Annotated in this window: 16 protein-coding genes; 6 read left to right on the top strand and 10 right to left on the bottom strand. The window is 47.3% G+C overall.

Annotated features, from left to right (window positions below; translation table 11 throughout):
* Positions 1 to 47: 47 nt before the first annotated feature.
* The 5 genes from BWZ22_RS04065 to BWZ22_RS04045 form a co-directional block, all read right to left on the bottom strand.
* A complete protein-coding gene (locus tag BWZ22_RS04065; RefSeq protein WP_076698173.1) occupies positions 48 to 710 on the bottom strand; it encodes an ATPase in 663 nt (220 codons plus the stop codon).
* The gene (locus tag BWZ22_RS04060) at positions 694 to 1,443 is read right to left on the bottom strand and encodes a hypothetical protein (RefSeq protein ID WP_076698171.1); all 750 of its coding nucleotides are present in this window, start codon (positions 1,441 to 1,443) and stop codon (positions 694 to 696) included. The genes BWZ22_RS04065 and BWZ22_RS04060 overlap by 17 nt, the downstream gene beginning before the upstream one ends.
* 9 nt (positions 1,444 to 1,452) lie before the next feature.
* Entirely contained in the window at positions 1,453 to 1,737 is a 285-nt protein-coding gene (locus BWZ22_RS04055) for a helix-turn-helix domain-containing protein (protein ID WP_076698169.1), read from the bottom strand.
* 270 nt (positions 1,738 to 2,007) lie between these two features.
* Positions 2,008 to 2,853, bottom strand: a complete 846-nt coding sequence (locus tag BWZ22_RS04050; protein ID WP_076698168.1) for an RteC domain-containing protein — start codon at positions 2,851 to 2,853, stop codon at positions 2,008 to 2,010.
* 18 nt (positions 2,854 to 2,871) lie between these two features.
* Positions 2,872 to 5,274, bottom strand: a complete 2,403-nt coding sequence (locus BWZ22_RS04045; protein WP_076698166.1) for an aminotransferase class I/II-fold pyridoxal phosphate-dependent enzyme — start codon at positions 5,272 to 5,274, stop codon at positions 2,872 to 2,874.
* Positions 5,275 to 5,474: 200 nt separating this feature from the next.
* On the opposite strand from BWZ22_RS04045, the gene BWZ22_RS16580 reads away from it, so the two are divergent.
* The 4 genes from BWZ22_RS16580 to BWZ22_RS04025 all read left to right on the top strand — a co-directional run bounded on the left by BWZ22_RS16580 (position 5,475) and on the right by BWZ22_RS04025 (position 7,731).
* The gene (locus tag BWZ22_RS16580; protein ID WP_076698165.1) at positions 5,475 to 5,870 is read left to right on the top strand and encodes a hypothetical protein; all 396 of its coding nucleotides are present in this window, start codon (positions 5,475 to 5,477) and stop codon (positions 5,868 to 5,870) included.
* 8 nt (positions 5,871 to 5,878) lie between these two features.
* Positions 5,879 to 6,853, top strand: coding sequence for a helix-turn-helix domain-containing protein (locus tag BWZ22_RS04035; protein WP_198027644.1), 975 nt, complete (start codon positions 5,879 to 5,881; stop codon positions 6,851 to 6,853).
* A 116-nt stretch (positions 6,854 to 6,969) separates the two neighbouring features.
* A complete protein-coding gene (locus BWZ22_RS04030; protein WP_076698162.1) occupies positions 6,970 to 7,395 on the top strand; it encodes a MauE/DoxX family redox-associated membrane protein in 426 nt (141 codons plus the stop codon).
* A gap of 87 nt (positions 7,396 to 7,482) precedes the next feature.
* Positions 7,483 to 7,731, top strand: coding sequence for a DUF6520 family protein (locus BWZ22_RS04025; RefSeq protein ID WP_076698160.1), 249 nt, complete (start codon positions 7,483 to 7,485; stop codon positions 7,729 to 7,731).
* Between the two features lie 107 nt (positions 7,732 to 7,838).
* On the opposite strand, the gene BWZ22_RS04020 is transcribed toward BWZ22_RS04025, so the two are convergent.
* The 3 genes from BWZ22_RS04020 to BWZ22_RS04010 form a co-directional block, all read right to left on the bottom strand.
* The gene (locus BWZ22_RS04020) at positions 7,839 to 10,136 is read right to left on the bottom strand and encodes a zinc-dependent metalloprotease (RefSeq protein WP_083692182.1); all 2,298 of its coding nucleotides are present in this window, start codon (positions 10,134 to 10,136) and stop codon (positions 7,839 to 7,841) included.
* A 34-nt stretch (positions 10,137 to 10,170) separates the two neighbouring features.
* Entirely contained in the window at positions 10,171 to 11,523 is a 1,353-nt protein-coding gene (locus BWZ22_RS04015) for a RagB/SusD family nutrient uptake outer membrane protein (protein WP_076698157.1), read from the bottom strand.
* A 96-nt stretch (positions 11,524 to 11,619) separates the two neighbouring features.
* Complete coding sequence (locus tag BWZ22_RS04010; protein WP_076698156.1) at positions 11,620 to 14,649, bottom strand: SusC/RagA family TonB-linked outer membrane protein; 3,030 nt, start codon at positions 14,647 to 14,649, stop codon at positions 11,620 to 11,622.
* A 683-nt stretch (positions 14,650 to 15,332) separates the two neighbouring features.
* Between BWZ22_RS04010 and BWZ22_RS04000 the strand changes: the two genes are divergently transcribed.
* The gene (locus BWZ22_RS04000) at positions 15,333 to 15,578 is read left to right on the top strand and encodes a helix-turn-helix domain-containing protein (RefSeq protein ID WP_076698153.1); all 246 of its coding nucleotides are present in this window, start codon (positions 15,333 to 15,335) and stop codon (positions 15,576 to 15,578) included.
* Between the two features lie 468 nt (positions 15,579 to 16,046).
* Here BWZ22_RS04000 and istB read toward each other — a convergent pair whose 3' ends face one another.
* Positions 16,047 to 16,787 (bottom strand): IS21-like element helper ATPase IstB, encoded by a 741-nt coding sequence (gene istB, locus BWZ22_RS03995; RefSeq protein WP_076698151.1) that lies wholly within the window; start codon positions 16,785 to 16,787, stop codon positions 16,047 to 16,049.
* Positions 16,788 to 16,823: 36 nt separating this feature from the next.
* Positions 16,824 to 18,377, bottom strand: a complete 1,554-nt coding sequence (gene istA, locus BWZ22_RS03990; protein WP_076698150.1) for an IS21 family transposase — start codon at positions 18,375 to 18,377, stop codon at positions 16,824 to 16,826.
* A 343-nt stretch (positions 18,378 to 18,720) separates the two neighbouring features.
* Here istA and BWZ22_RS03985 point away from each other — a divergent pair, with 343 nt between their 5' ends.
* Positions 18,721 to 20,940 (top strand): S41 family peptidase, encoded by a 2,220-nt coding sequence (locus BWZ22_RS03985; protein ID WP_076698148.1) that lies wholly within the window; start codon positions 18,721 to 18,723, stop codon positions 20,938 to 20,940.
* The last annotated feature ends 19 nt before the right edge of the window (positions 20,941 to 20,959 follow it).

The following is a 20,959-nucleotide window of genomic DNA, read 5'->3' as shown; positions in this document are numbered from 1 at the left end:
TCGGTGTTTGAAATGTAGATTTTACGGTGCCATGTTAGTACCGCCTATCATTTTCTTTTATCCACAGCACCCTTATCAAATGCTACCAAATTGAACAGTTCCCGCATGCGGCTGCGCACTCTGTTACCGTAGCGTTCCTCCAGTTCCTCGGCATTGAGGTTGGTGGTGGCATGGGTCTTTATTTTTCGGTTGCTCTTCATGTACAGTTCATGGCGGGACAACAAAACCTCGCCCATCACGTTCAGGTCCTTGCCATAGAACCTCCCTACGGGCTCAACGCCCAGGTCATCAAAACAGTAGAACCTGCTATTGCCATAGTCCTCGATGGTCTTGAACCCCAAATGGTTGAAGCCAAAGGTGACGTTGCGACAGGGTATGACCTCGTAGGGTTTCCGGTGGGGTACGATATGGCGTAAAAGTTTCATAAGGCTGGTCTTTCCGCAGCCGACCGGCCCCGATAGCAGGATGCCCTTGTCGATGTCAATCCCATGCGCCTCACAATACTCCCGGTCCCTGATGGCGTACGAGCAGAGCTTCAACAGGATATCGCGATCTGTCTCATGGATCCTGAACTTTTTGCCGAACAGCAGTTTTCCTTTGGCATCGAGGTAGATGAGTATCTTCGGGAAATCATAAACCACGTTCCTACCGTCAAAAGTGCCTAACGAATATTCCACGCCGCCTTCGGTGATTTTAGAGGGGTTGCCCATAGTCCTTGGTTTTGCTGGTTCGTAAGTGGTCCTCTTTCTGGGACACTTGTTTTGGTTTCGTGCCGTTTTCCGCCGCAGTGCTAGTGCTGTGTTCCATCCAGCTTATGGCCAGGGCCTGCCAATCCCGTACCGGTTGTCCATCGCCCGTTTGCCAAAGACGGTCGGTATAGTACCCATGGAATTTTTTTGCTTCATCGGCACCAAAACCTTTTTTTTCAAAAAAATCGATGACCGCCCGACAGTCCTTTGGCCGTTTATTAATGTTTACTTGTTTGGTATTGTTTATATTAGATACCAATGCTTGTCCACTGGTGGGACGGTGCGGGTACACGTCATGTCCATCATTGGGACGGTGGTGTCCCGTAATCGGTACGCCCCTGGGACGGTACTGTTCGGCAAGCTGTTCCAACATGGGACTGTAGTGTCCCGATTCCGGTACCTCTTGGCAAAAGTTGGCCATCTTTACCGAACTCCCCTTATAGGGGTTGTTGGACGGCAGATAGGACAGGTATCCCCAACTGTCCAGGTCCACGATGCACCTGTGGTAGGTGGACTTGGAGCCAATCTTGGCCGCACGCATGAGTTCCCTGCGGCTCACGAAGAAGCCATCGGCAAAGCGGTTGGCGTTCCATTCGTGAAACAGCGCCATATAGAGGCTGACGTGTGTGGGGTTGGGGCGGTCGTCGAAATATAGCCTTTCGAATGCCGCGTTGAGGAGCCTGATGTAGTTCATGGCCGGAAATTAACGTCTCAGGCCGTGGCGCACGCGGTTGGCCTCCATGACCTTTTGTATCTCCTCGGCATCGTAGAAGATGATACCGCCCACCTTGGTATAGGGCAGGGTACCGTTGATGCGCAGGTTCTGCAATGTGCCCGGACTGATCTGCAGGAGGTCCATGACCTCGGAGGATTTTAGGTATCTTTTGAGGCCGCCCTTGGACTGTTTTGCTAAGAGGTCCCTGATGTCGTCGAGGAGTTCCATCTTGAACTCCATGAGGTCTTCGGTGGTAATGATGGTTGCTGCCATTTGTAACTGTTTTTTTGGTTAAAAAAACAAAGCCGCCCTTGGCCCGATGGCGTTTGGGCGACTTTGCCCTGATTTGACTTTCGTACTGCAAATCTGGACAGGATTATTTGAAAAACATCCATAGTCGTCCCCAAGGTGGGTGATTTTTTTCGGCATTTATTTTGGGGCATTCTGTATCAAAATGGTAACGGAAAACCCCTAAAGAGAAACCAAAAAGCCATAAATTTTATGGGTTTTGGAGAACCAGTGGTTTTCCCAACTTGGGGTCATCTATGGATTGGCGTCGGACTCGTCCAGACGCTTTGAGAGCACCTCGATGAGGCGGTCCAGGAACTTGGTACGGCTGCACTTGCGTGCCCGTATCTCGATAAAGGTGTGGTAGTAGTTGCCCAGGTCGATGTTGAACGCCTGCTCGAAATGGGTGGCCATTTCCTTGATGTCGGCGGTGCCGCTGTTGATGGCCCCACTGGCCTGTAGGGCGTATATCAGTTCGATGAGCTCCGTCTTGCTGCCCGTCCAGAAAAGTTTTGATGATTGCCTCATGGGATATGGTTTTGGGTTATCGGTATGGTTCTCCAGCTTTGCGATCTCCTGTTGCAGGTAGACGATGAGCATGTCGTAGGCCATGATGGTGGCCACGGTCAGGTCCTGGCAGGTGGAGAACTGCTCGTCGGTGAAAAAGTGGAAGGAATCCGTAGGTATGCGCAGGTCCGACCGCCCCCTGACGAAATACTGGTCGTCGAGGGAGGTGGCGCCCCTACGGTAGTAATGGTAGAATTCGAGGTTGTCGTTGAAATAGACCTGGAGCCTGTCGATCTGGGCATTGAGGTACTTGACCTGGAACTTGGAGCTGCTGCGGGGGCGTTTGCTCTCAATGCCGTACAGCTTGCCGTAGTAGATGAGCTTGCTGAATATCTGGGGCTTGACGTGCTTGAAGAAGTGGATTTCCTCCTGTTTACTGTCGAAGCCTTTGTCCACGATTTCACTCCGTAGCCTCTTGAGGCACCGCTCCGTATGCTGGATGCCCGTTTCCGCTTTCTGTAGGATGTCGATATGGCGGGACTCCAGGCCCTCAAGTCCCGTCTCAAATTGCGATATCAAATCCTGGTACTCCATAGTAACAGCCGAATGGCATTACCGGCCCTCAAGAACACCAAGGCGTTCGAGTATATAGTTATCCGCGGTCTGTAGGTAGGCATAGCGTCCCTCGACAAGGGCACCGAGCTTGCGCTTTTCGAAGGCGGCGGTCATGCCCAGATCGATCTGTCGGCATTTCAGGTCAATGGCGCGTTCGATGGTGCGGTAGAGCAGTTGGCGATAGGTGCCGTAGACTTCGTTGGAACCGTAGTCCAGCCCCACAAAGGCGGGAACGTAGGTCTGTCCGCCATTTTTATAACAGAGCATTGCCCCGATAATTTGTTCTGGGCGTTCCTTCGGGGCGATGGCAATGAACTCCCAATTCGGGTGGGCGGCCATATTATCGAACAGCTTGGCGGGAAACGAAAAGGTGTTCAGCCCAAGGTTGTTACTGTGGACGTTATTATATAGTTCCCGGATGCGTTCCAGTTGTGCAGGATTGGGAGATTCAATGATTCCAACTTCGGTCAAGGGTATTTTGGACAGGATATCCTTTCTGAAATGCCGTCGGTTCCGTGCCGATAGCTGCCCGATGTAATCCCCAATGGAAATGCCCTTATCCAGATGGACCGAACAGGAATCCGGCATCTGCACACGGACAAAGCCCTGTCCCTGAAAATGGGCGTGCAGGGCATCGTTCTCCCCAAAGTCCCGGAGCACCACCATTTTGGCGCCGTGCTGCTTTTCAAGCCGTTCCAAGTTCTGGAACAGGATGTCCAGTGCCCTGTGCTTCAATGGCATGGAAGCGTCCAAGTAAAGGTGACCGCCCTCAGTAAATAGCGAGCCCATGGAAAGCACCTTGGAGGTCATGTGGTAGGGGGTCTCCTTTCTCAGGGCCTCGATTTCGGCCGACAGTTTGGGCGGGGCCAGCATATCGTCCTTCCAAAGGGAAAGGGTGAGGTAGGTGGCCAGGATAGGGGTGCCGTTACGGTCACGGACGATCAGGTACCAGAATTTCCAATCGTGCTCCCTTTGGCCGTTGCCGCTGAAACTTTCCTCCAAAAACTTGAGACCGTCCCAATCGAAGGTGCCCCGATGTGCCATACAGCGGTTCCAAATGGTTTTGTCAATTTTTTCAATAGAGGTCTCCAGTGTGACCAATAGCCCATGGGGCTCTATGCTATCATCCTTGGTCTTGGGGCGCAGCTTAAAGGCATGGAACACCCGTTGGGGCGTGGTATTGGTGTCAGCCAATGCTTTCGGGAAATGGTAGGCCATGGCCTCGATCAGGCCTTTTATCTCCTTTTTCTGGTTGTGCCGTGAGATGGTGATGCGCACCCCGGTGTTCTTGACGGGCACGGCGGGGAACAGTCCGAGGTTGACGTAATAGCCCTCCTTCATGAGCCGGTTCACAAAGTTATAGCCCGTTTTGGGCATGCCCGTACCGATGTAGAATACGGGGGAATTGTTGTGGTCGACAAGGGGCAGGTCGGTATCCTGTAACAGGCCATTGAAATATTGGATGCGACCGCGCAGGTCGTTCTGTAGTTCATAGATCTCGGGAGAGAGGTGTATGTCCGCCGAGGCGATGGCCGCTGCCACGGAGGCCGGCTCCAACTGTGCGGAAAAGGTGAGCGGCCCACCGAACGTTTTTATTTTATTGTGCATTTTTTTGTCGGCACATGCCAGTACGGCCCCACTGGCCCCAAAGGTCTTGCTCAGGGTGCCGAAGAGCAGGACGTTATCGGGCAGTTCCCCGAGCTCGGACAGTGCGTAGCCCGTGCCGTTTTTCCCGATCCAGCCCATGCCGTGGACATCGTCTATGTAGAGGAAGAGTTGGGGGTATCTGTTACAAAGAGCCATGAGTTCCCTGATGGGGGCATAATCGCCGTACATGGAATAGATGCCATCGGCCATGTACCAGATGCGCTCCCGTTTATTGGAGTGCGATTTTATTTTGTCCTCCAATATATTCAGGTCGTTATGGCGCACCATATCTATGGGGACGCTCCGGTTCTTGAGCACCTTGGAGGCACTCTGTACGCTCCAATGCACTTGGTGGTCGAGTATGATGGCGTCCCGGTCGCTGACCGCGCTGGGGATGACCCCCAAATGCCCGAGGGTGCTGTTCTTGGTGATGATGATGGGGCTGCCGTACATCGTCGTGACCTTTTCCTCCAATTGGTCGTATAGGGGGTGTGAGATGTAGGATTTGGAGAGCGGGAACTGGGTGCCATAGGCCATGATGGCATCGGCGGCGGCCCTTTTGAGCCTCATGTCCTGTTCGAGCCCCAGATAGCCCGTGGTCCCAAAATGGAACAGTTTCCGTTCGCCTATGCCAATGGTGCGCCCCGAAAAGGAGCCGCCCTTGGCGTAGAGGTGGAGGATGCCCTCCTGTTTGGCGTCCGTAAAGACCGCGTTTACGGTGTCCAAAAAGTTGTTGTGCTTGATCTTTGCCATGTCGTTTGATTTTTATGTCATAAAAGTTAACGCCATTTGTAGCGTTTTGGAAAACGGGTGTGTTCCAAAATCCCTTACGGTCAACCTTAAATCCTTATAGGGCAACAAAAGCTCCATGGTTACGGGGTTCAAGTGTCATATTATCAGTTCGTTTGTTGATAATTTTGTAAGTTTATCGTCATTTACCAGTTTTCTGAACCATGTGCCGATATTTTGAAAATGACTATTCGTCCTATCGGTTGGAAGGGGGCATACTCCATGTGACCTACCACAACCGTATCTACATCGACCTCGATGCGGCCATCCGCATCGTGGACGACCGGATAGCCCTGCACGAGGGACGTGCGCTGCCGGTGCTCTGTGATGTGAGGAGCGTTGCCGGTATCAACAAGCCCGCCCGCCACTATCTGGCCATAGAGGGCTCCACCCTGATTCGGGCGGTCGCCTTCCTAGTGGAGCCTGCCGTGTCCGAGGCCATGTCTCAGTTCTATATCCGTACCAGCTATCCGCCCATCCCCACCAGATCCTTTAAGAAAAAGGAAGAGGCCCTGAAATTTTTGAGGCCCTTCGTTGAAGGGAAGGATGGCCTTAAATGAACCGTGCAATGGGCAAAAAGAGCAAAAAGAAACGGATGCAGCAGATCAACCGGATGCTATTGGAAATGGCTTCGGGCAACTTCTTTTACCGCTTGGAGCGCAGTTCAAGGAACGATACGACGGAGGTCCTGATGGTGACCCTGAACATGTTGGCTGAGGAAATAGAGGCTTTCATAAAGCACCAAGGCTATGTGAACACGGACAGTAGTATCGTGCACATGGTACAGATGAGCTTCGTTCTGGACCACAATGGTATGGTGGCCATGGCCAATCAAGAGGGCTGCAACCTCCTGTCGATGCTCCAGTCCGATATTGTCGGCAGACTGTTCGAAGATCTGCTCACGGAAACTTCAAAAAGCAAGTGGAAACAAAAATGGACGAACCTGCAAAAGAAATCGTTTTATGATACAAGAATCGAACTCCATTTTAAAACGGTTAGTAAACTGACCATCCCGAAGGTCTGTTACATTACCACTTTTGAAACAGGACACAAACCCAGGCAGACCTTGATAACCGCCATTCACCAGACCAATAGCCAAGAACTCATCGAAAAGCGCCTGAAAGGGCAGGTGGTCGGGCATTCCAAGAATAAGGAGGCACTGGGCAAAAACACGCCCCAAAAGGCCAAGCCACGCCTGAGCTTTGAGGATGTGCATAAGATACGCAAGGGGCACGATATTATCCTGAACAATCTGGACAGCGAGCTCCCGTCGCTGAAGGAGTTCGCACTACAGCTTGGTACCAACGAATTCAAGCTGAAATACGGTTTCAAGGAACTCTATGGCATTACCGTGCACCGCTTTTTGCTGCGTGAACGCCTCAGAAAGGCCAAGATGATGATCCAGTTCAGCGACCAGTCCATTAAGGCCATCGCCCATATGACGGGCTTCAAGAGTACGGCGCATTTTTCACGTAGCTTTAAAAAGCACTATGGCTATACGCCCAGCGAACTTCAGAAAAAGGCATTCGGGAAGGATAAGTGAATTGACGGGTTTTTAGACCCAAAACAATCCAATTTATACGGAATCCTTTAGGGGCAAGGCTTCATCCCTTAAAAATAAAATTTACTGCGGAACTTTACCATATCAAACCAAAAGCTATGGGCCGCATAAAATTTGACCACCAAGCCATTACAAAATGTATCGTTCTGCTTTACGTGCTGCTGTTCACCTATGCCGCAACGTCCAAGCTATTCGATATGGAACAGTTCAGGGGGCAATTGGGGCGCTTTCCGTTCATTTCTGACTATGCCGATTTATTGGCGTGGGGCATCCCGACCTTAGAATTATTCATTGTAACACTTTATCTGCTTCCGAAAACTACCTTGACGGCACTCTATACCAGTTTGGGATTGATGGTGGCCTTTACGGTATATATCGCCTTGGTGCTGAGTTTCAGCGAACACATGCCCTGTGCCTGTGGCGGGGTGCTGTCACAAATGGGCTGGACGGAACATTTGGTGTTCAATCTGGTGTTTGTGCTTTTGGCCATCATAGGAATTCATTTAAAACACCAACAAAAATAAAAACACTTTAAAATATACTGTGCAGTGCCAGGGGGAAGGCCGAAAACCTGTAAAACAGAGTAGGCCATTAATTTAAAATTTAATATTATGAAAACGAAAGTATTGAAAGGGCTGTTGCCGGCCTTGGTGATGGTACTGGCCATTGGCCTGTCGTTCGCCACCGTATCAAGTGAAGTGAACCAGCAAGGGTACTATTGGGACCCCATTACTAATCAGATAGAGGAAGTGCCCGGTGGTGTAGACTGTCCACCTTCGGGAACAGAGGCCTGTCTCTATGAAGAGCAACCTGTGTTCGCTGATGAAGACCGAACCATACCTCTATACGAAAAGGATTAATCCGTTCGTGTTGTATGACCACAAAAAGGTGTCCCCATTTGGGACACCTTTTTTCGACTAACACAAAAGTTGGCCATCAAAATGGCCAGGATCAAGACATGAAAAAATCAAAGGTCCTTCATCAATTTCAGCATGCGCATGGCATGGCCCTGTGCCGCTTCCGTTTGGAACCGGTCCATGTTGTCCGATATCTGTTGCCTGAGACCGATCAGCTGTGCCATGAACAGCGCCTTGGAGCGGGCGGAATGTACAGACCTGTTTTTTTCTGCTTGAATGGAGGATGGTCCCTGTTCCAGGTTCTGTAGCAATCTCTGGATATAGATTTCCTGTAAGGCCATGGTCCTGGTATACGTACCTTCGGAATCCTCAAAGAAACTTTCAAATAGAGCTGTTTGCAGCCGCTCCATAACTCTTTCGGCAATACCATCGTAAGTTCCATAATTTTCCAAGTGCTCCAGACGCTTCAACCTTTCAGAGCGGAGCAGTTCATAGAGCAACCGGGCCTGCATTTCCAAAATGTGATCTGGATGGGTGGAATAGCGTTTCCTTTTTAAGACATTAGGAGCGGCCAGCCACTCTGGTGGGGAAAGGGCCTGTTCCAAAAGGAAGTCCAGGGCCTCTATTTGCTCAGCGTAGGGTATTGGCCAATACATATTGCCCTCTTGGGATGGGGACTTATACTGTACGGTATAGCCCCCGACCATGGACATGACCCTGACCAAATGCAACCGCCATAGTTCGAGGAGCTTGTCGTAGAGCCTTTCGGCCAGGGCGAAGTCCTTTTCCTTTTTGTTGATTTCTGATAAAATATCCAAGGTACGCTCCATGTTTTTCAGTGCCAATGCCGTGCTCCCAATAGGGTCGTCGCTCTCCACGACCTCATTGGTGAAACCGGGGCCGATGGTCTCGAACCCGCCCTTGGTATAGCGGTACCAGGCCACGGTATCCTGTTCGCGCACGATCTGTTCCAGAAAATGTTGCTCCTCCCTAAAGTCGGTATTATGGAACGGGGTATAGCCCCAACGGATATTATAGGTGTCTATAGGCCCGGTCCTCTGCACTAATAGGGACGGCGGAATGCCGTCTTCTGGCTGTGGCAGGTTATTGTGGCGAGCATAGCTCATGATGCTCGGGGTATGCCCCATGCGCTCCAACCAGTCAAGGTCGCGAAGCTTTTCAAGCAGGTAGGCATGTTCCCCATAATTCGCATCCATCAGCCCCAGGGCATGTCCCGTTTCATGGGAGACCACGGACTGGATGAGTTCGCCCATAAGGTCATCGGGAAAAGGATACTGCTGGGCACGTTCGTCCAAGGGCGCGCACCGGATAAAATACTTGTCCGCCAAGTGCTGTAGTGAGGAGTTGATGATGATGTCGGATTTTAGGATCTCCCCGGAACGCAGGTCGATAATGGACGATACGGTAGAGCCCCCGCCATCCTCGAACCCCCTGACCCCTTCGAGCTTTCTCCAGCGTACCATGGCATGGTTCACGCTGCTCTCCAATAGGCCGCTGTCCCCTTCAAAGGAATCGTTGACCTCTATGGCATCCTTAAAGCCTGCGGCTTCGAAGGGTGGTAGCCAAGCGAGGATGCCCGCCCTGACATAGGGCCGCCATTTTTTGGGGATGTCCTTGGACAGGGTAAAGGTGATGGGGGCTATGGGGACGCTGATGTCCTGGTTGGGATATTTCTTTTCCAGCCGCCATCTTGTAATGGCTGCCCGTGGATTATGCAATCTGTAACTAATGGTGCTATGCTTGTCCTCACAGAAGAAACCCACGCGATGGTCAAAGAGTCTGGGCTGCATGGGCCTGGGCAACCGATAAAAGCTAAAGTCCAATCCAACGGTATGGTTGGCCTTGCCATTGGCAGTGGTGTGGATGGTCCTGACCATGGTCTCGTTGTCCAGATTGAGCGTACTTTCGATATACGATAGGTCTTTTATGGCCGTACCCAGGTTCCAGCCCAGGTCCACTTTCAAGAACAGTTCGGTGATATCGATAAATATGGTCTTAGGGCCACTACGTTCCCTGATGTTTGGAAATGCGGCCAGGGTCGTGTGCTTGGCCTTCGGGGCGTCGTGAATGGGGATGGTGACGCCCGTCAGCGAGGTCGCCCTGACCGCTTCCAGAAGTATTTTGTCGTGCCGTTCCGTCCAGACCACCTGTCTGTAATCGTGGTGGTAGCCATCGTGGTGGCAGACCATCAGTATGGTATCGTTCAAAACCGAACGGGGGATTTGCAGATAAAGCCTGTTGCCGTCAAACTCCGTTCTTAAAAATCCATCCAGGTAGCGCTTTACGGCCACAGGGGTCATGTCCTTGGGTCTTGGAGCTGCCTTGGCCCAGCAAAAGAGCCCCAAAAGAAAAAAGGCCATCAATATATGGGGAATATAGGTTTTCATGAGTTTCTTGTTTTAAAGTGCTTTCCGTGTTCCATCAATACCCGGGGTTCTGTGGGCGCAGGTTTTGGTTGTTCTCCAGTTCGTCCTCCGGTAGGGGGAGCAGCAGGTCCGTTGGCTGCCAATTGGGTTTGACGGGTGCCAGGACATCATTGGCGAGTCCCATCCGTTTGAGGTCGTACCACCGCTGGCCGTGCTCGGTAAAGAGTTCCAATCGGCGTTCCCTGAGAATGGCCAAAAGGAGCGCGCTTTGGTTGTCGGCCAAGGTGTTTTCCAGCCCCGCGCGTTGCCTGATGGCATTGAGGTCGTTGCTGGCCCCCGGAATATCGCCCAATCGGGCTCGGGCCTCCGCACGAATGAGGTACTGTTCGGCGAGCCTGAAGACTATGGAGTGCTCGGTGGATTCCTCGTCACTGAAGGTCTTTTTGTACTTGTGGGGGTAGAAGAGGGTGGTGAGCCCATCGTTGCTGGTGTGGCTGCCCACCCAATGTTCCAGCCTTAGGTCGCCCAGTTCGAAGGCGGCCAAAAGGGCATCGCTCAGGGCATAGGCCTGTCCAGGAATGGCATTGATGATAAAGGCAGTGCCCTCATAGGTGTTCATATCCGAAATCCCGTTGGGACGGAACTGCCAGAGCGTCTCGGGGCATTCCTTTAGGAAGACCTTGGTGATATCGGGTTCCAGTACATAGTCGGCTATGAGTCCGCTGGCGGTCGATTCGGCCAGTTCCCAATCCTCGGCATACAGGGCCATTCTGGCCAAAAGGGCCTTGGCGGTGTCTGAACTGGGCACGACCCGACCTTCCGTAGGGCTTTCGGAATCCATAAGGTCGATGGCCAATTCTAGGTCTTCAATGATAAGCCCATAAACGGAAACTGTGTGCATCCGAGATGCAGAACCATTGGCCACATAATCCGTGGTGGCGATATAGGGGATGTCCCCAAAAAGCCCCACGAGCAGGCTGTGCATATAGGCCCGTACGAACAGTGCTTGCCCCTTGAATCGGTCGCGTTCTTCATCGGTCAGACCGTTGGGGGCGTCCATGCCCTCAATGATATCGTTGGCGGCATAAATGGTATTATAGGCCTGTCCCCACCAAGAGGTCACGATACCATTGGTTGGGGTGAGCACGTTGCCATGGAATTCGGTATAATCGGTATTGGACAGAAAATAGTCCAGCTCGTCGGCGTAGAGGCCCATAAGGATACTGAGCCCGTTGCGGCCGGAGGCCATGCTCTGGTCGCGCATTTCCAGATAGATGTTGGTCAGTGCGGATTCCACGGTGGCGGGATTGGAGAATACCGTTTCCGAGACCAAGGTGTTCTTGGGAGGATCCACTTCCACGAATTCCGAACAGTCCCACAGTGCCGTGGCCAGAATGAAAATAATCAAAGGCTTGACATTCCGAGCTAGAGGAAGCCAAAAGGAACATTTCGGGGAGATAATAGTGTTGATACGTATAGATGTCATAAGGATAATTTTTTATGGTTAAAAGCCAAGTTGCAGTCCAAGTGTGATCTGTCTGAGTGGGGGCAGGATGATACGTGAGGGCTGTTCGGGGTCCGGCCCGTTAAAATCGGTCAGTGTCCAAAGGTTCTGCCCCTGGAGGTAAACGTTCAGGTCGAGTCCCTCGCCGATACCTTTGGGCAGGGTATAGGTTAGGGATATGTTCCGCAATCGGACAAAGGAGGCATCGGACACCGCGGCACTGCTGCGCCTCAGATTGCTGCGGCTGGCAGAATGGCTACGGTCCAGTCCGGCCGTGGCCTTCATGATGGTGGCGGTGTCCCCGGGCTGCTGCCAATAGTCCAATAGGGCTACGGGGGCATTGCCTCGCAGTCCGGCAGCGGGATAGGTACGCAGATGGTTGTAGCCCCGTTGCTTTTTGAACTGAAAGAAGAGGTCCAACGACAGGTTTTTATAGGAGAAGGTGTTGCCCAACCCGCCGTAGAGTTCGGGGGCAAAATCATCGATGTGCTTTTGGTCTTCCGAACTGGTAATGTTGCCATCGCCGTTAAAGTCCTCGAACAGGTAGAGACCCGTTTGGGGGTCTACACCAAGGGAGCGGTACAGGTGGACGATGGAAAGTGGCCTGCCGATGATATAGTCCTCGGCAAAGGCGGATGACTCCAAACCGGGGAAGGCCACCAATCGGTTCTTGGGTAGGGTTAGGTTGAAGGTCGTGTTCCATGAAAAATGACCGCCCTGTATATTCTGGCTGCGCAGCTCGATTTCCATTCCGGTGTTCTCCACGGTGGCGTCGAAATTGCCCGTCAGTTGGGAAAATCCCGTGGTGGCCGCCAGGGGCAGTCCGATAAGCTGGTTGGAGGATCGGTTTTGGTACCACGAGGTATTTAGTGAAACCCTGTTTTTAAGCAGGCCCAGTTCAAGGCCCACTTCCAGTTTTTTGTTGACCTCCCATCCGAACAGCGGGTTGGCGATGCCCGAGGGCGCTAAGGTGGACACCCCATTGTAATCGTCGCCTGTTACGCTGTAGGTGCCCAGGAATTGGTAGTCCCCAATATTGTCGCTGCCCGTGGTGCCGTAGCTGCCCCGCAGTTTTCCGAAGCTGAGTATGGCACTGTTCTTTAAAAAGGGTTCTTCCGAAAAGAGCCATGCGATGCCCACCGCCCCAAAGTTACCGAACTGCCGTCCGGGGCCAAATCGGGAGGAACCATCGCGACGTCCCGTCAGGTTAAGGATATAACGCTGCTTCCAATTGAGGTTGATGCGCCCGAACAGGGCACTGTAACGGTAGTCGCTATCGGAATCCTCGTATATATTGAGGCTGTTCGCAGCCGATAGGTTGAACAGTAGGCTGTTGTTGGGGAAGCCCCTTCCCCTTTGGACGAGCTGTTCGGAATTCTGCTGTTGGAAGGTGCCGCCCAACAGGATTTTGATATCAAGGTTTTTCCAATCGCCGTTCCAATGGAGCTGGGGCTCAATTATCCACGATTGGCGGTTGGATGAATTCAGGGTGATGGAGGAATAGCTCTGCGGGGTAAAGCCAAATCGGGGGTTACGGGCATTGTGGGGCAATAGCCTGTAAGAATCCAGATTATAGGTGTTGAAGCCCATATTGGTCCTGAATTCCAGGTTCGTTAATATTTTATAGGATATGCTGCCGTTGGCCACAAGGGTATTGATTTTGGCCTGGTAGTCCTCCAATAGGGAGGCCAAGGGGTTGTCCCAGGTATTGTCCTCCCAATTGAGCTGTCCGTCCTCGTCATAGAGTGTCGGGGCATTGGGCTCCAAGCTATAGGCCTCACCGGTCAGGTCTGTACGCGGCAGTTTGTTGTGCTCACGGGTATAAAGGGTAGAGAGGTTTAAGGAAAATCGGCCGTCCTCGGAGCGGTGGTTCAGCGTGTTGTGGAAAGCGGCCTTTTTGTAATTGGAATCCCCGGGAAACACGGTGGTCTCCTTTTGGATGCTCCCGCTGGCCAGGAACTGGGTGCGCTCACTTCCCCCGGACACGGAGAGCTGTGCTTGGTTGCGGTAGGCCGTGCCCCCGATCAGCTCCTTTTGCCAATCGGTATGGCGGTCCTGTTCCCAGGTTTTCAGGTCGGGCCAGAGGTAATCATAGGAAGGATTGTCCAGGTCATCGCCGCGACCATCATTGATGATGCCCTCACGGCGTGCCTTGAGATACTGTTGGGTATCCATCAGATCGACAAAGTTGGATACCTGCCCAAGGGAACTGCTCACATTGGCCCGAAACCGCATCCTGCCGGCCTTTCCCTTTTTGGTGGTGATGAGCACGACCCCGTTGGCGGCACGTGATCCGTAAATGGCGGTGGCATCGGCATCCTTCAAAACTTCGATACTTTCAATGTCGTTGGGGTTGATGGCATTGAGGGGGGTCACGTTCCCACCATTGATGCCCGAAGAGACCCAGAAGGTCTCCAACGAGGTACTGCCCATGGGTACGCCGTCTAGGATGTAGAGCGGTTCGGTGCTTCCGTTGATAAAGTTCTGACCGCGGATATTGATCTCGAAACCGCCGCCGGGAACGCCAGTGGACTGTACGATGTTCACCCCGGCCAGGTGCCCCTGCATGGCGGAAAGGGGATTGTTGACGGGCTGTTTTTCAATGGTCTTGGCCTCCAGCTTCGCAATGTTGCCCGTGCGCTCCCTGTCCCTTACGGTATAGTAACCCGCGTTGATTTCTACGGTGCCCAGGTCGGTGATACCCGGCTCCAATTTGACGTTTATGGACGATCGGCCGTCCACGGAAATGGTCTGGGGTTTGTAGCCGAGAAATGAAAAGACCAGTTTGTCATCGGGGTGTACCAATAGAGAGTAGGAGCCGTTGAAGTCGGAAATTGTGCCCTTTTGCGTGTCCTGTATGGTAACGGCGACCCCAGCCAAGGGCATACCGAGGCCATCTGTTATCACACCGGAAACCTCGTTCTGTTGTATTGGAAGCCCATCCAAGGCGTGGACGGAAACGGAAAGCATCAGGACAAGGAAAAGATGGAACAGATGGTACCTGCCCATAAATAATGGATTATTTTTCATAATTTTGGATTAAGATTTAACATGTACTGTTGGATCGTGGCCTCCTTAAGACCCTGCAAAAGTTTCTGGGAGGCTTTTTTTTTGTTCGTTCTATGCCATAGACGTATGGTGTTTTTAGGTTTGGATTAATGAATATTCAATCAGTATGACCTTGGTATATGGCAACAAAAGGCCATGTCAAGGCATGTTAAAGGTGTTAACGGGTATTGTCCGGATGCAAAAAAGATGGAAGAAATGTGGTTATGGGATAAAATGGTATCGTGGATTCCGGAAAAGATGTATCGTGGATCCCATAACAAGGCCCTTATATGGGGTTCTTGGGTTTCTTTTTAAAAAGGATGTCGAACACGGACACTTCCAGCACCAAATGGTTTTGGAAGGTTTTGTTATGGCCAGATGTACAAGAGTTGTGTTTCATCTTTTTAAGCTTAAAAGCTTGCAATTCTTTATAAAGAATGCAGTGTTAAGAATTAATAAGTGGCTCACGCAATAGAACGTGAGCCTTAACTTATGGTCCCACTTCTATAAAATTACCAGTTTTCTAGGGTGGGGTTGATGCAATTGTTTCAAATGTTAGTGTAGAACAAAAGCAGTATTGATATTTCTATTGCTAATATAATAAAATTATTAAATGTAAACCAAAGTGTTTACGATAATTTTTTGAATTATGTCAAAATTGCGTTATGGCTGAAGAACGACATGATGATATAATTTTCAACAAAAAGGTTGCCGACAGAATAAAAGAGTTGAGGATAAAAATCAATCCTATACAGGCTCATTTTGCAAGGGATAACTATATTGATAGACAATTATTGAACAGATGGGAGAATCAAAATGATAAAAGAGGAATTTCGATTCACTCAATACGTCGTTTTTGCAATATGATAAATATATCCTTGAAAGATTTTTTTGATGATGAAAGATTTTGAATTTGTTCATAACTCTGTTTTGTGTCTGAATTATAGTCTTGAATTCTTCGGATATTTTAAGAAACGCTAATTCGTTTAAAGTCTTCTTTTCCCTACCTGTGCACGGTTCCTGTTACAGGAGAATTTTTCAATTCTCATCATTATTGGGTCTTGCTAAAGGTTTGAATGTGCATCCAAAAGATTTATTGGATATTGATTTTGAATTGGACAAAGAAAGTTTATGAAAAGAGGCTCATTTCTTTAATTTAGCCTACCCAAAACTCTCTAACAGTATAGAAGCTTCTTCAAACATCGACCCAGGAGGTTTTAGTCGTTATGAGCACGGAATAGGAAATCCAACTCTTAAGACCTTATTGAAAATAGCAATAGCACTTAAGCTTGAATCGTGGCTATTTCGGTGTGACCATGCCACGTATTTCGGTCAAACAGTGCCACTTTAAGAGATCATACAATAATAGTTAAATTTAATTAATACTGTTCTTTCAATTTTCCTTTTCTCAAGGATTCTCCAGTAAGGTTTATCCTGTGCGATGAGTTAACGATACGATCTAGTATAGCGTCGGCGATGGTACTTTCACCAATAATATCATACCAGGCAGATACCGGTATCTGAGATGCAATAATAGTTGCGTTTTTATTATGTCTTTCATCTATTATATCCATAAGCGCTTCCCTGTCATGATTGTCGAAGCTCTGCAATCCAAAATCATCAAGGATAAGCAGGTCAACTTTTAATAGTTTTCCAAGTTCTTTGAGATAGGTGCCGTCTACTTTGCTTAGCTTTAACCGTTTCATCAGTCTGGCCGTATTTGTGTATAGCGTCCTTTTGTCCATCATACATGCTTGGTGCCCCAATGCCTGGGCGATATAGCTTTTGCCCACCCCAGAGGCCCCTGTAATGATCAAGTTTTCCTTTTTTTGTATAAAATCCAGAGCAGCCAAACGCTCGAACATATTTCTATCCAAGTTTCTGTTGTGTAGATAATCGATATCTGCAAGGGTCGCTCCCTGCTTAAAGGCGGCTTGGGTTATCAGTCTTTTTATCTTCCGGTTCTGAAGGTCTTCCCATTGGTGGTCGGTAAGCAATGCCAGATACTGGTCTGGAGTAAGGCCTTCTATGCGGTTGTCACTAAGGTGGTTGCGGTGGAGCTCGGCCATGGCCGTCAATCTCATTTTTCTGAGTTTCTCGATGGTGTGGTTTGTATTCATATCCGTATAAAATTTAAGTGATTTTTTTATGTTGCTTTATTTGTAATTGGATGCCCCACGGATGTTCGCATGCTTGGGGATGTGCGAACTTCGGTCTGTTTCTTCTTGCAGGAATAAAGAACTTTGGTCTAGGTTGTTTTTCAGGATATTGCTTATCCTGTTATAGCTTACGGCATCAGCCTGTAGGGCTCTTTTGCAAGCATTGTCCAACCTTTGGGAGCCATAAGATTTATGGAGCTGTATAACGCCCATGGCCCTTTTGTACCCTGTTTCAGGATAGTCCAGAGCGGCAATGATCTGTTCTACACACGCTGCAACATAACTACCATGGGCAGCCGCCTTGTTCTTAAAGTATTGGGGGCTCCACTGGCTGTATTGCTTATGGGAGCTACTAAGATGGTCCTTGTTGGTTATGTATGCCCCTTTTGCGCCGCTACGTTGGTGCGTAGCTATGCGCTGTTGGTTATAATACACCTCTACCATGCCTTTGGTATAGTGCAGGGTGGTTTCCTTGCCGATGTAACGGTACGGGACGCTGTAGTAGGTCTTGTCCGGCGAAAAATAGATATAGCCTATTTTCTGAACTTTAGCTCTTTTGTATTCCTTTATCTCATAGCGTGTACCGCTCAATGGTTTTAGATATTCCCGTTCCACGGTTTGGAAGAGCTCCAGACGACTGGCCTCTTTGCGCTGGAACAGCAGGTTATTGTAGCGTTCTAAAAGCAATCTTATTTGTTTGTTTAGATCTGCCAAAGAGAAAAAGGTCATCTCCCGAAGTGGATAATAAATGCGTTGATAGGCCAGGTGCACAGCGTTTTCCACTAGCGCTTTGTCCTGGGGAGAGTAACTGCGGGTTGGATTGACCACGCAGTTATAATGACGCGCAAAGTCTTTAAAACTCCTGTTTATCTGGGCTTCGTATTTACTGGATCTGGTAACGGCAGATTTCAGGTTGTCCGATACGATGGCCTTGGGCACGCCCCCGTAGAAGTGAAGGGCGTTTTCGCAACAACTTATAAAATCTTCACGCTTTTGGCCCATGCAGGCCTCAACATAGGTGTACTGGCTATTGGGCAGGATGGCAACAAAGACCTCTACTGGAAGTATTTCACCTGTATTTTTATCTACAATCTGAAGTTTTTTTCCGGCAAAGTCCACGAACATCTCTTTTCCTGCTTCGTGTTCAAGTTTCATAGAACCCTTGATCTTGGCGTATTTACGATGGTAGTGTGCCATGAACTGGGTGTAACCATAAGGGTTCTTCACCTTTTGACTATAGTCGGTATAGTGATGTAAAAAAGTAAATCCTGGGTGGTTCCGGGCCTTATTGATGCTTTCAAAATAAAGCATCAGTTCATCATAGCGTTTGTTATTTATGGTTGTATGGGAAGTGAAGAGCTTTTCCAGAGCGTGGTTATCTAGCTTTAATAACTCCTTAAAACTATAGCCACTACCTTTAAATAGGTGTATATAGCTATTTATAGTGTTGCGGGAGATGCCAAGAGTGGCTCCAATTTGGCGGTTGCTATAACCGTCCTGTTTTAAGTTGATAATCTGTTTTAGGTCCATAGGATCAAGTGTGTTGGCCATATCGCTTTTTAAACGATAAGGTAATTACTTGATCTCTTAAAGTGGCACAAATTGAAACGGAAACATTGGCACAAATCGAAACGTTTTGGTCTAAATAATTTCCAGTTGGCATAAATCGAACCGTTATAAGTGGCACAATTTGAACCGAAATTAATGGCACAATAACTCCGAAATCACTGGCACAAATTGAACCGTGTTAGCCATTTATTAGAAACCCTAGTATTTAATACATTGCAAACAATGTTGTTAAATATATAAATATGTTGAGAAAAAAACTACATATTAAATATAATTCTTTTTATATTTAAAAACCCAAATTTCTTGTTTATTTAAGTATAATAAAATGATAAAAATTAAATACACATGTGTTGTTTTAATAAGTTTCTATTTTGGCTCTTGTCAAAGTCAAACTTTAAATAAATACAATCTGGATTTTGAAAATTACAATTCTTTAATGATGCTTCCTGACAATTGGTTTGAATGGGGAGATTACAATATACAGGCTGATACTATTACGGTTCATTCAGGGAAATATGCTTCAAAGATTAAATCAAATAAAAAAGGAAACTCCTTTGGATGTATAGCCTATAAAATTCCAGCTAACTATAAAGGAGAATTTATTCGACTTGAAGGTTATATGAAAATTAAAAATGTGGAAAATGGATTTAGCGGTTTGCTTTTAAGAATTGATGGCAGTAATAAAATATTAGCAGGAGATAATATGGAAAGTCAAAATATTCAAGGCACAAAAGATTGGCAGAAATATTCAATTTCATTGCCATATCCTGAAAATTCGAAAACCATATATGTTGGGGGTATTTTAACTGGAAACGGTCAAGCATGGTTTGATGACTTTATATTAACAATAGATGGTAGAAACGTTCAAACTTTAAAAGAAAGGGAGAAACCTGTATATAAGGCAACTTTAGATAAAGAATTTGATTTAGGTTCAAAAATTGTTTTTCCAAAACTTAATGAACAACTTATTAATAATTTAGAATTGTTAGGTAAAATTTGGGGGTTTTTAAAATATAATCATCCAGAAGTATGCAAAGGCAATTATAATTGGGACTATGAACTTTTTCGGATGCTTCCAAAATATCTAAATATAAAAAGTAAACAAGAAAGAGATCAATTTCTACTTAATTGGATTTCTAAATATGGAGAATTAGATAAGTGTGCCGAATGTAAAGAAACTTCTTCACAAGCATTTTTAAAGCCTGACCTGTTTTGGTTTAATGATTTTGAGTTAAATTCTCAGCTAATTATAGAATTAACTAATATTTATGAAAATAGATCACAAGGAGAGCATTTTTATATTGATATTGATTATGCTGGTAATCCCAAATTTATAAATGAAGAACTTTATTACAATATGTCTTATAAAGATAAGGCATTTAAACTATTAGCTCTTTATAGATATTGGAATATGATTCATTATTTTTATCCAAATAAACACTTGATAGATAAAAATTGGAACGATGTTTTAAAAGTAAATATTCCAAAATTTATAAATACTAAAAATAAATTGGAATATGAATTAGCTTGTATTGAATTGATAGGAGAGATAAATGACACGCATGCAACTACGTCAGTAGGTTTCAATAATGTACAAAACATAAGAGGAAATTTTTATCCTCCGTTTAGCACTCAATTTATTGATAATAAGTTAGTGGTTACTGATTATTATAACCCCGAATTAAAAGAAATTTCTAAATTAGAAATTGGAGATATCATAACACGCATTAACAATAAACCTGTCAAATTTATTCTTGATAGCATTAGTCCCTATTATCCGGCATCTAATGAAGCAGCTAAATTGAGAGATATTTCTAGAGATATTTTACGTTCAAATGAAAAAGAAATTAGTATTGATTATATTTCAAATGATAAAAAACGTCAACACCTTTTGCCTCTATATAAGGAGAACATTTTGAATAAAAATTGGCATAAATGGACTGGTGATAAATGTTATAAAGTTATAGAGGGGGATATAGGTTATTTGTCTTTAGAATTTATAAAGAAAGAAGATATTCCTGTTATTAAAGAAGCTTTTAAAAATACAAAGGGGATTGTTATTGATATTCGTAACTATCCTTCAACGTTTGTACCATTTACTTTAGGATCTTATTTTGTTTCTACATCAACCCCTTTTGTGAAATTTACCAATTTTAATTTGGATAATCCTGGAGAGTTTAATTTTACAGATGCCTTGGATATTCCAAAAGGAGAGGAAACTTATAAAGGGAGATTAATAGTTTTGGTTAATGAAATTACACAAAGTATGGCGGAATATACAGCCATGGCATTTAAAGCTGGAGATAATACAACTATTGTGGGTAGTCAAACAGCTGGAGCAGATGGAAATGTTTCGTCATTATATTTACCAGGAGGATTACTTACTAGAATATCTGGTATCGGAGTTTATTATCCAGATGGAACAGAAACTCAAAGGATTGGGATAATACCTGATGTGGAAATAAAACCAACTATTGAGGGAATTAAAAATGGAAAAGACGAACTATTAGAAAAGGCTATTGAGGTAATAAAAAAACATGAATGACCCCGCAGCAAGCTGCGAG

It is taken from the genome of Seonamhaeicola sp. S2-3 (assembly GCF_001971785.1).
Classification (GTDB): domain Bacteria; phylum Bacteroidota; class Bacteroidia; order Flavobacteriales; family Flavobacteriaceae; genus Seonamhaeicola.
The sequence above is the reverse complement of the archived record's forward strand: the minus strand, read 5'-3'. Positions and strand labels throughout refer to the sequence as shown.

What these genes read in the sequence shown, in the direction of transcription:
- BWZ22_RS04050 (WP_076698168.1), bottom strand. Translation starts at nt 2,853, where the DNA reads ATGGAGTACCAGGATTTGATATCGCAATTTGAGACGGGACTTGAGGGC.
- BWZ22_RS04020 (WP_083692182.1), bottom strand. Translation starts at nt 10,136, where the DNA reads ATGAAAACCTATATTCCCCATATATTGATGGCCTTTTTTCTTTTGGGG.
- BWZ22_RS04035 (WP_198027644.1), top strand. Translation starts at nt 5,879, where the DNA reads ATGGGCAAAAAGAGCAAAAAGAAACGGATGCAGCAGATCAACCGGATG.
- BWZ22_RS04055 (WP_076698169.1), bottom strand. Translation starts at nt 1,737, where the DNA reads ATGGCAGCAACCATCATTACCACCGAAGACCTCATGGAGTTCAAGATG.
- BWZ22_RS04010 (WP_076698156.1), bottom strand. Translation starts at nt 14,649, where the DNA reads ATGAAAAATAATCCATTATTTATGGGCAGGTACCATCTGTTCCATCTT.
- istA (WP_076698150.1), bottom strand. Translation starts at nt 18,377, where the DNA reads ATGGCCAACACACTTGATCCTATGGACCTAAAACAGATTATCAACTTA.
- BWZ22_RS04025 (WP_076698160.1), top strand. Translation starts at nt 7,483, where the DNA reads ATGAAAACGAAAGTATTGAAAGGGCTGTTGCCGGCCTTGGTGATGGTA.
- BWZ22_RS04030 (WP_076698162.1), top strand. Translation starts at nt 6,970, where the DNA reads ATGGGCCGCATAAAATTTGACCACCAAGCCATTACAAAATGTATCGTT.
- BWZ22_RS04000 (WP_076698153.1), top strand. Translation starts at nt 15,333, where the DNA reads ATGGCTGAAGAACGACATGATGATATAATTTTCAACAAAAAGGTTGCC.
- istB (WP_076698151.1), bottom strand. Translation starts at nt 16,787, where the DNA reads ATGAATACAAACCACACCATCGAGAAACTCAGAAAAATGAGATTGACG.
- BWZ22_RS03985 (WP_076698148.1), top strand. Translation starts at nt 18,721, where the DNA reads ATGATAAAAATTAAATACACATGTGTTGTTTTAATAAGTTTCTATTTT.
- BWZ22_RS16580 (WP_076698165.1), top strand. Translation starts at nt 5,475, where the DNA reads ATGTGCCGATATTTTGAAAATGACTATTCGTCCTATCGGTTGGAAGGG.
- BWZ22_RS04060 (WP_076698171.1), bottom strand. Translation starts at nt 1,443, where the DNA reads ATGAACTACATCAGGCTCCTCAACGCGGCATTCGAAAGGCTATATTTC.
- BWZ22_RS04045 (WP_076698166.1), bottom strand. Translation starts at nt 5,274, where the DNA reads ATGGCAAAGATCAAGCACAACAACTTTTTGGACACCGTAAACGCGGTC.
- BWZ22_RS04065 (WP_076698173.1), bottom strand. Translation starts at nt 710, where the DNA reads ATGGGCAACCCCTCTAAAATCACCGAAGGCGGCGTGGAATATTCGTTA.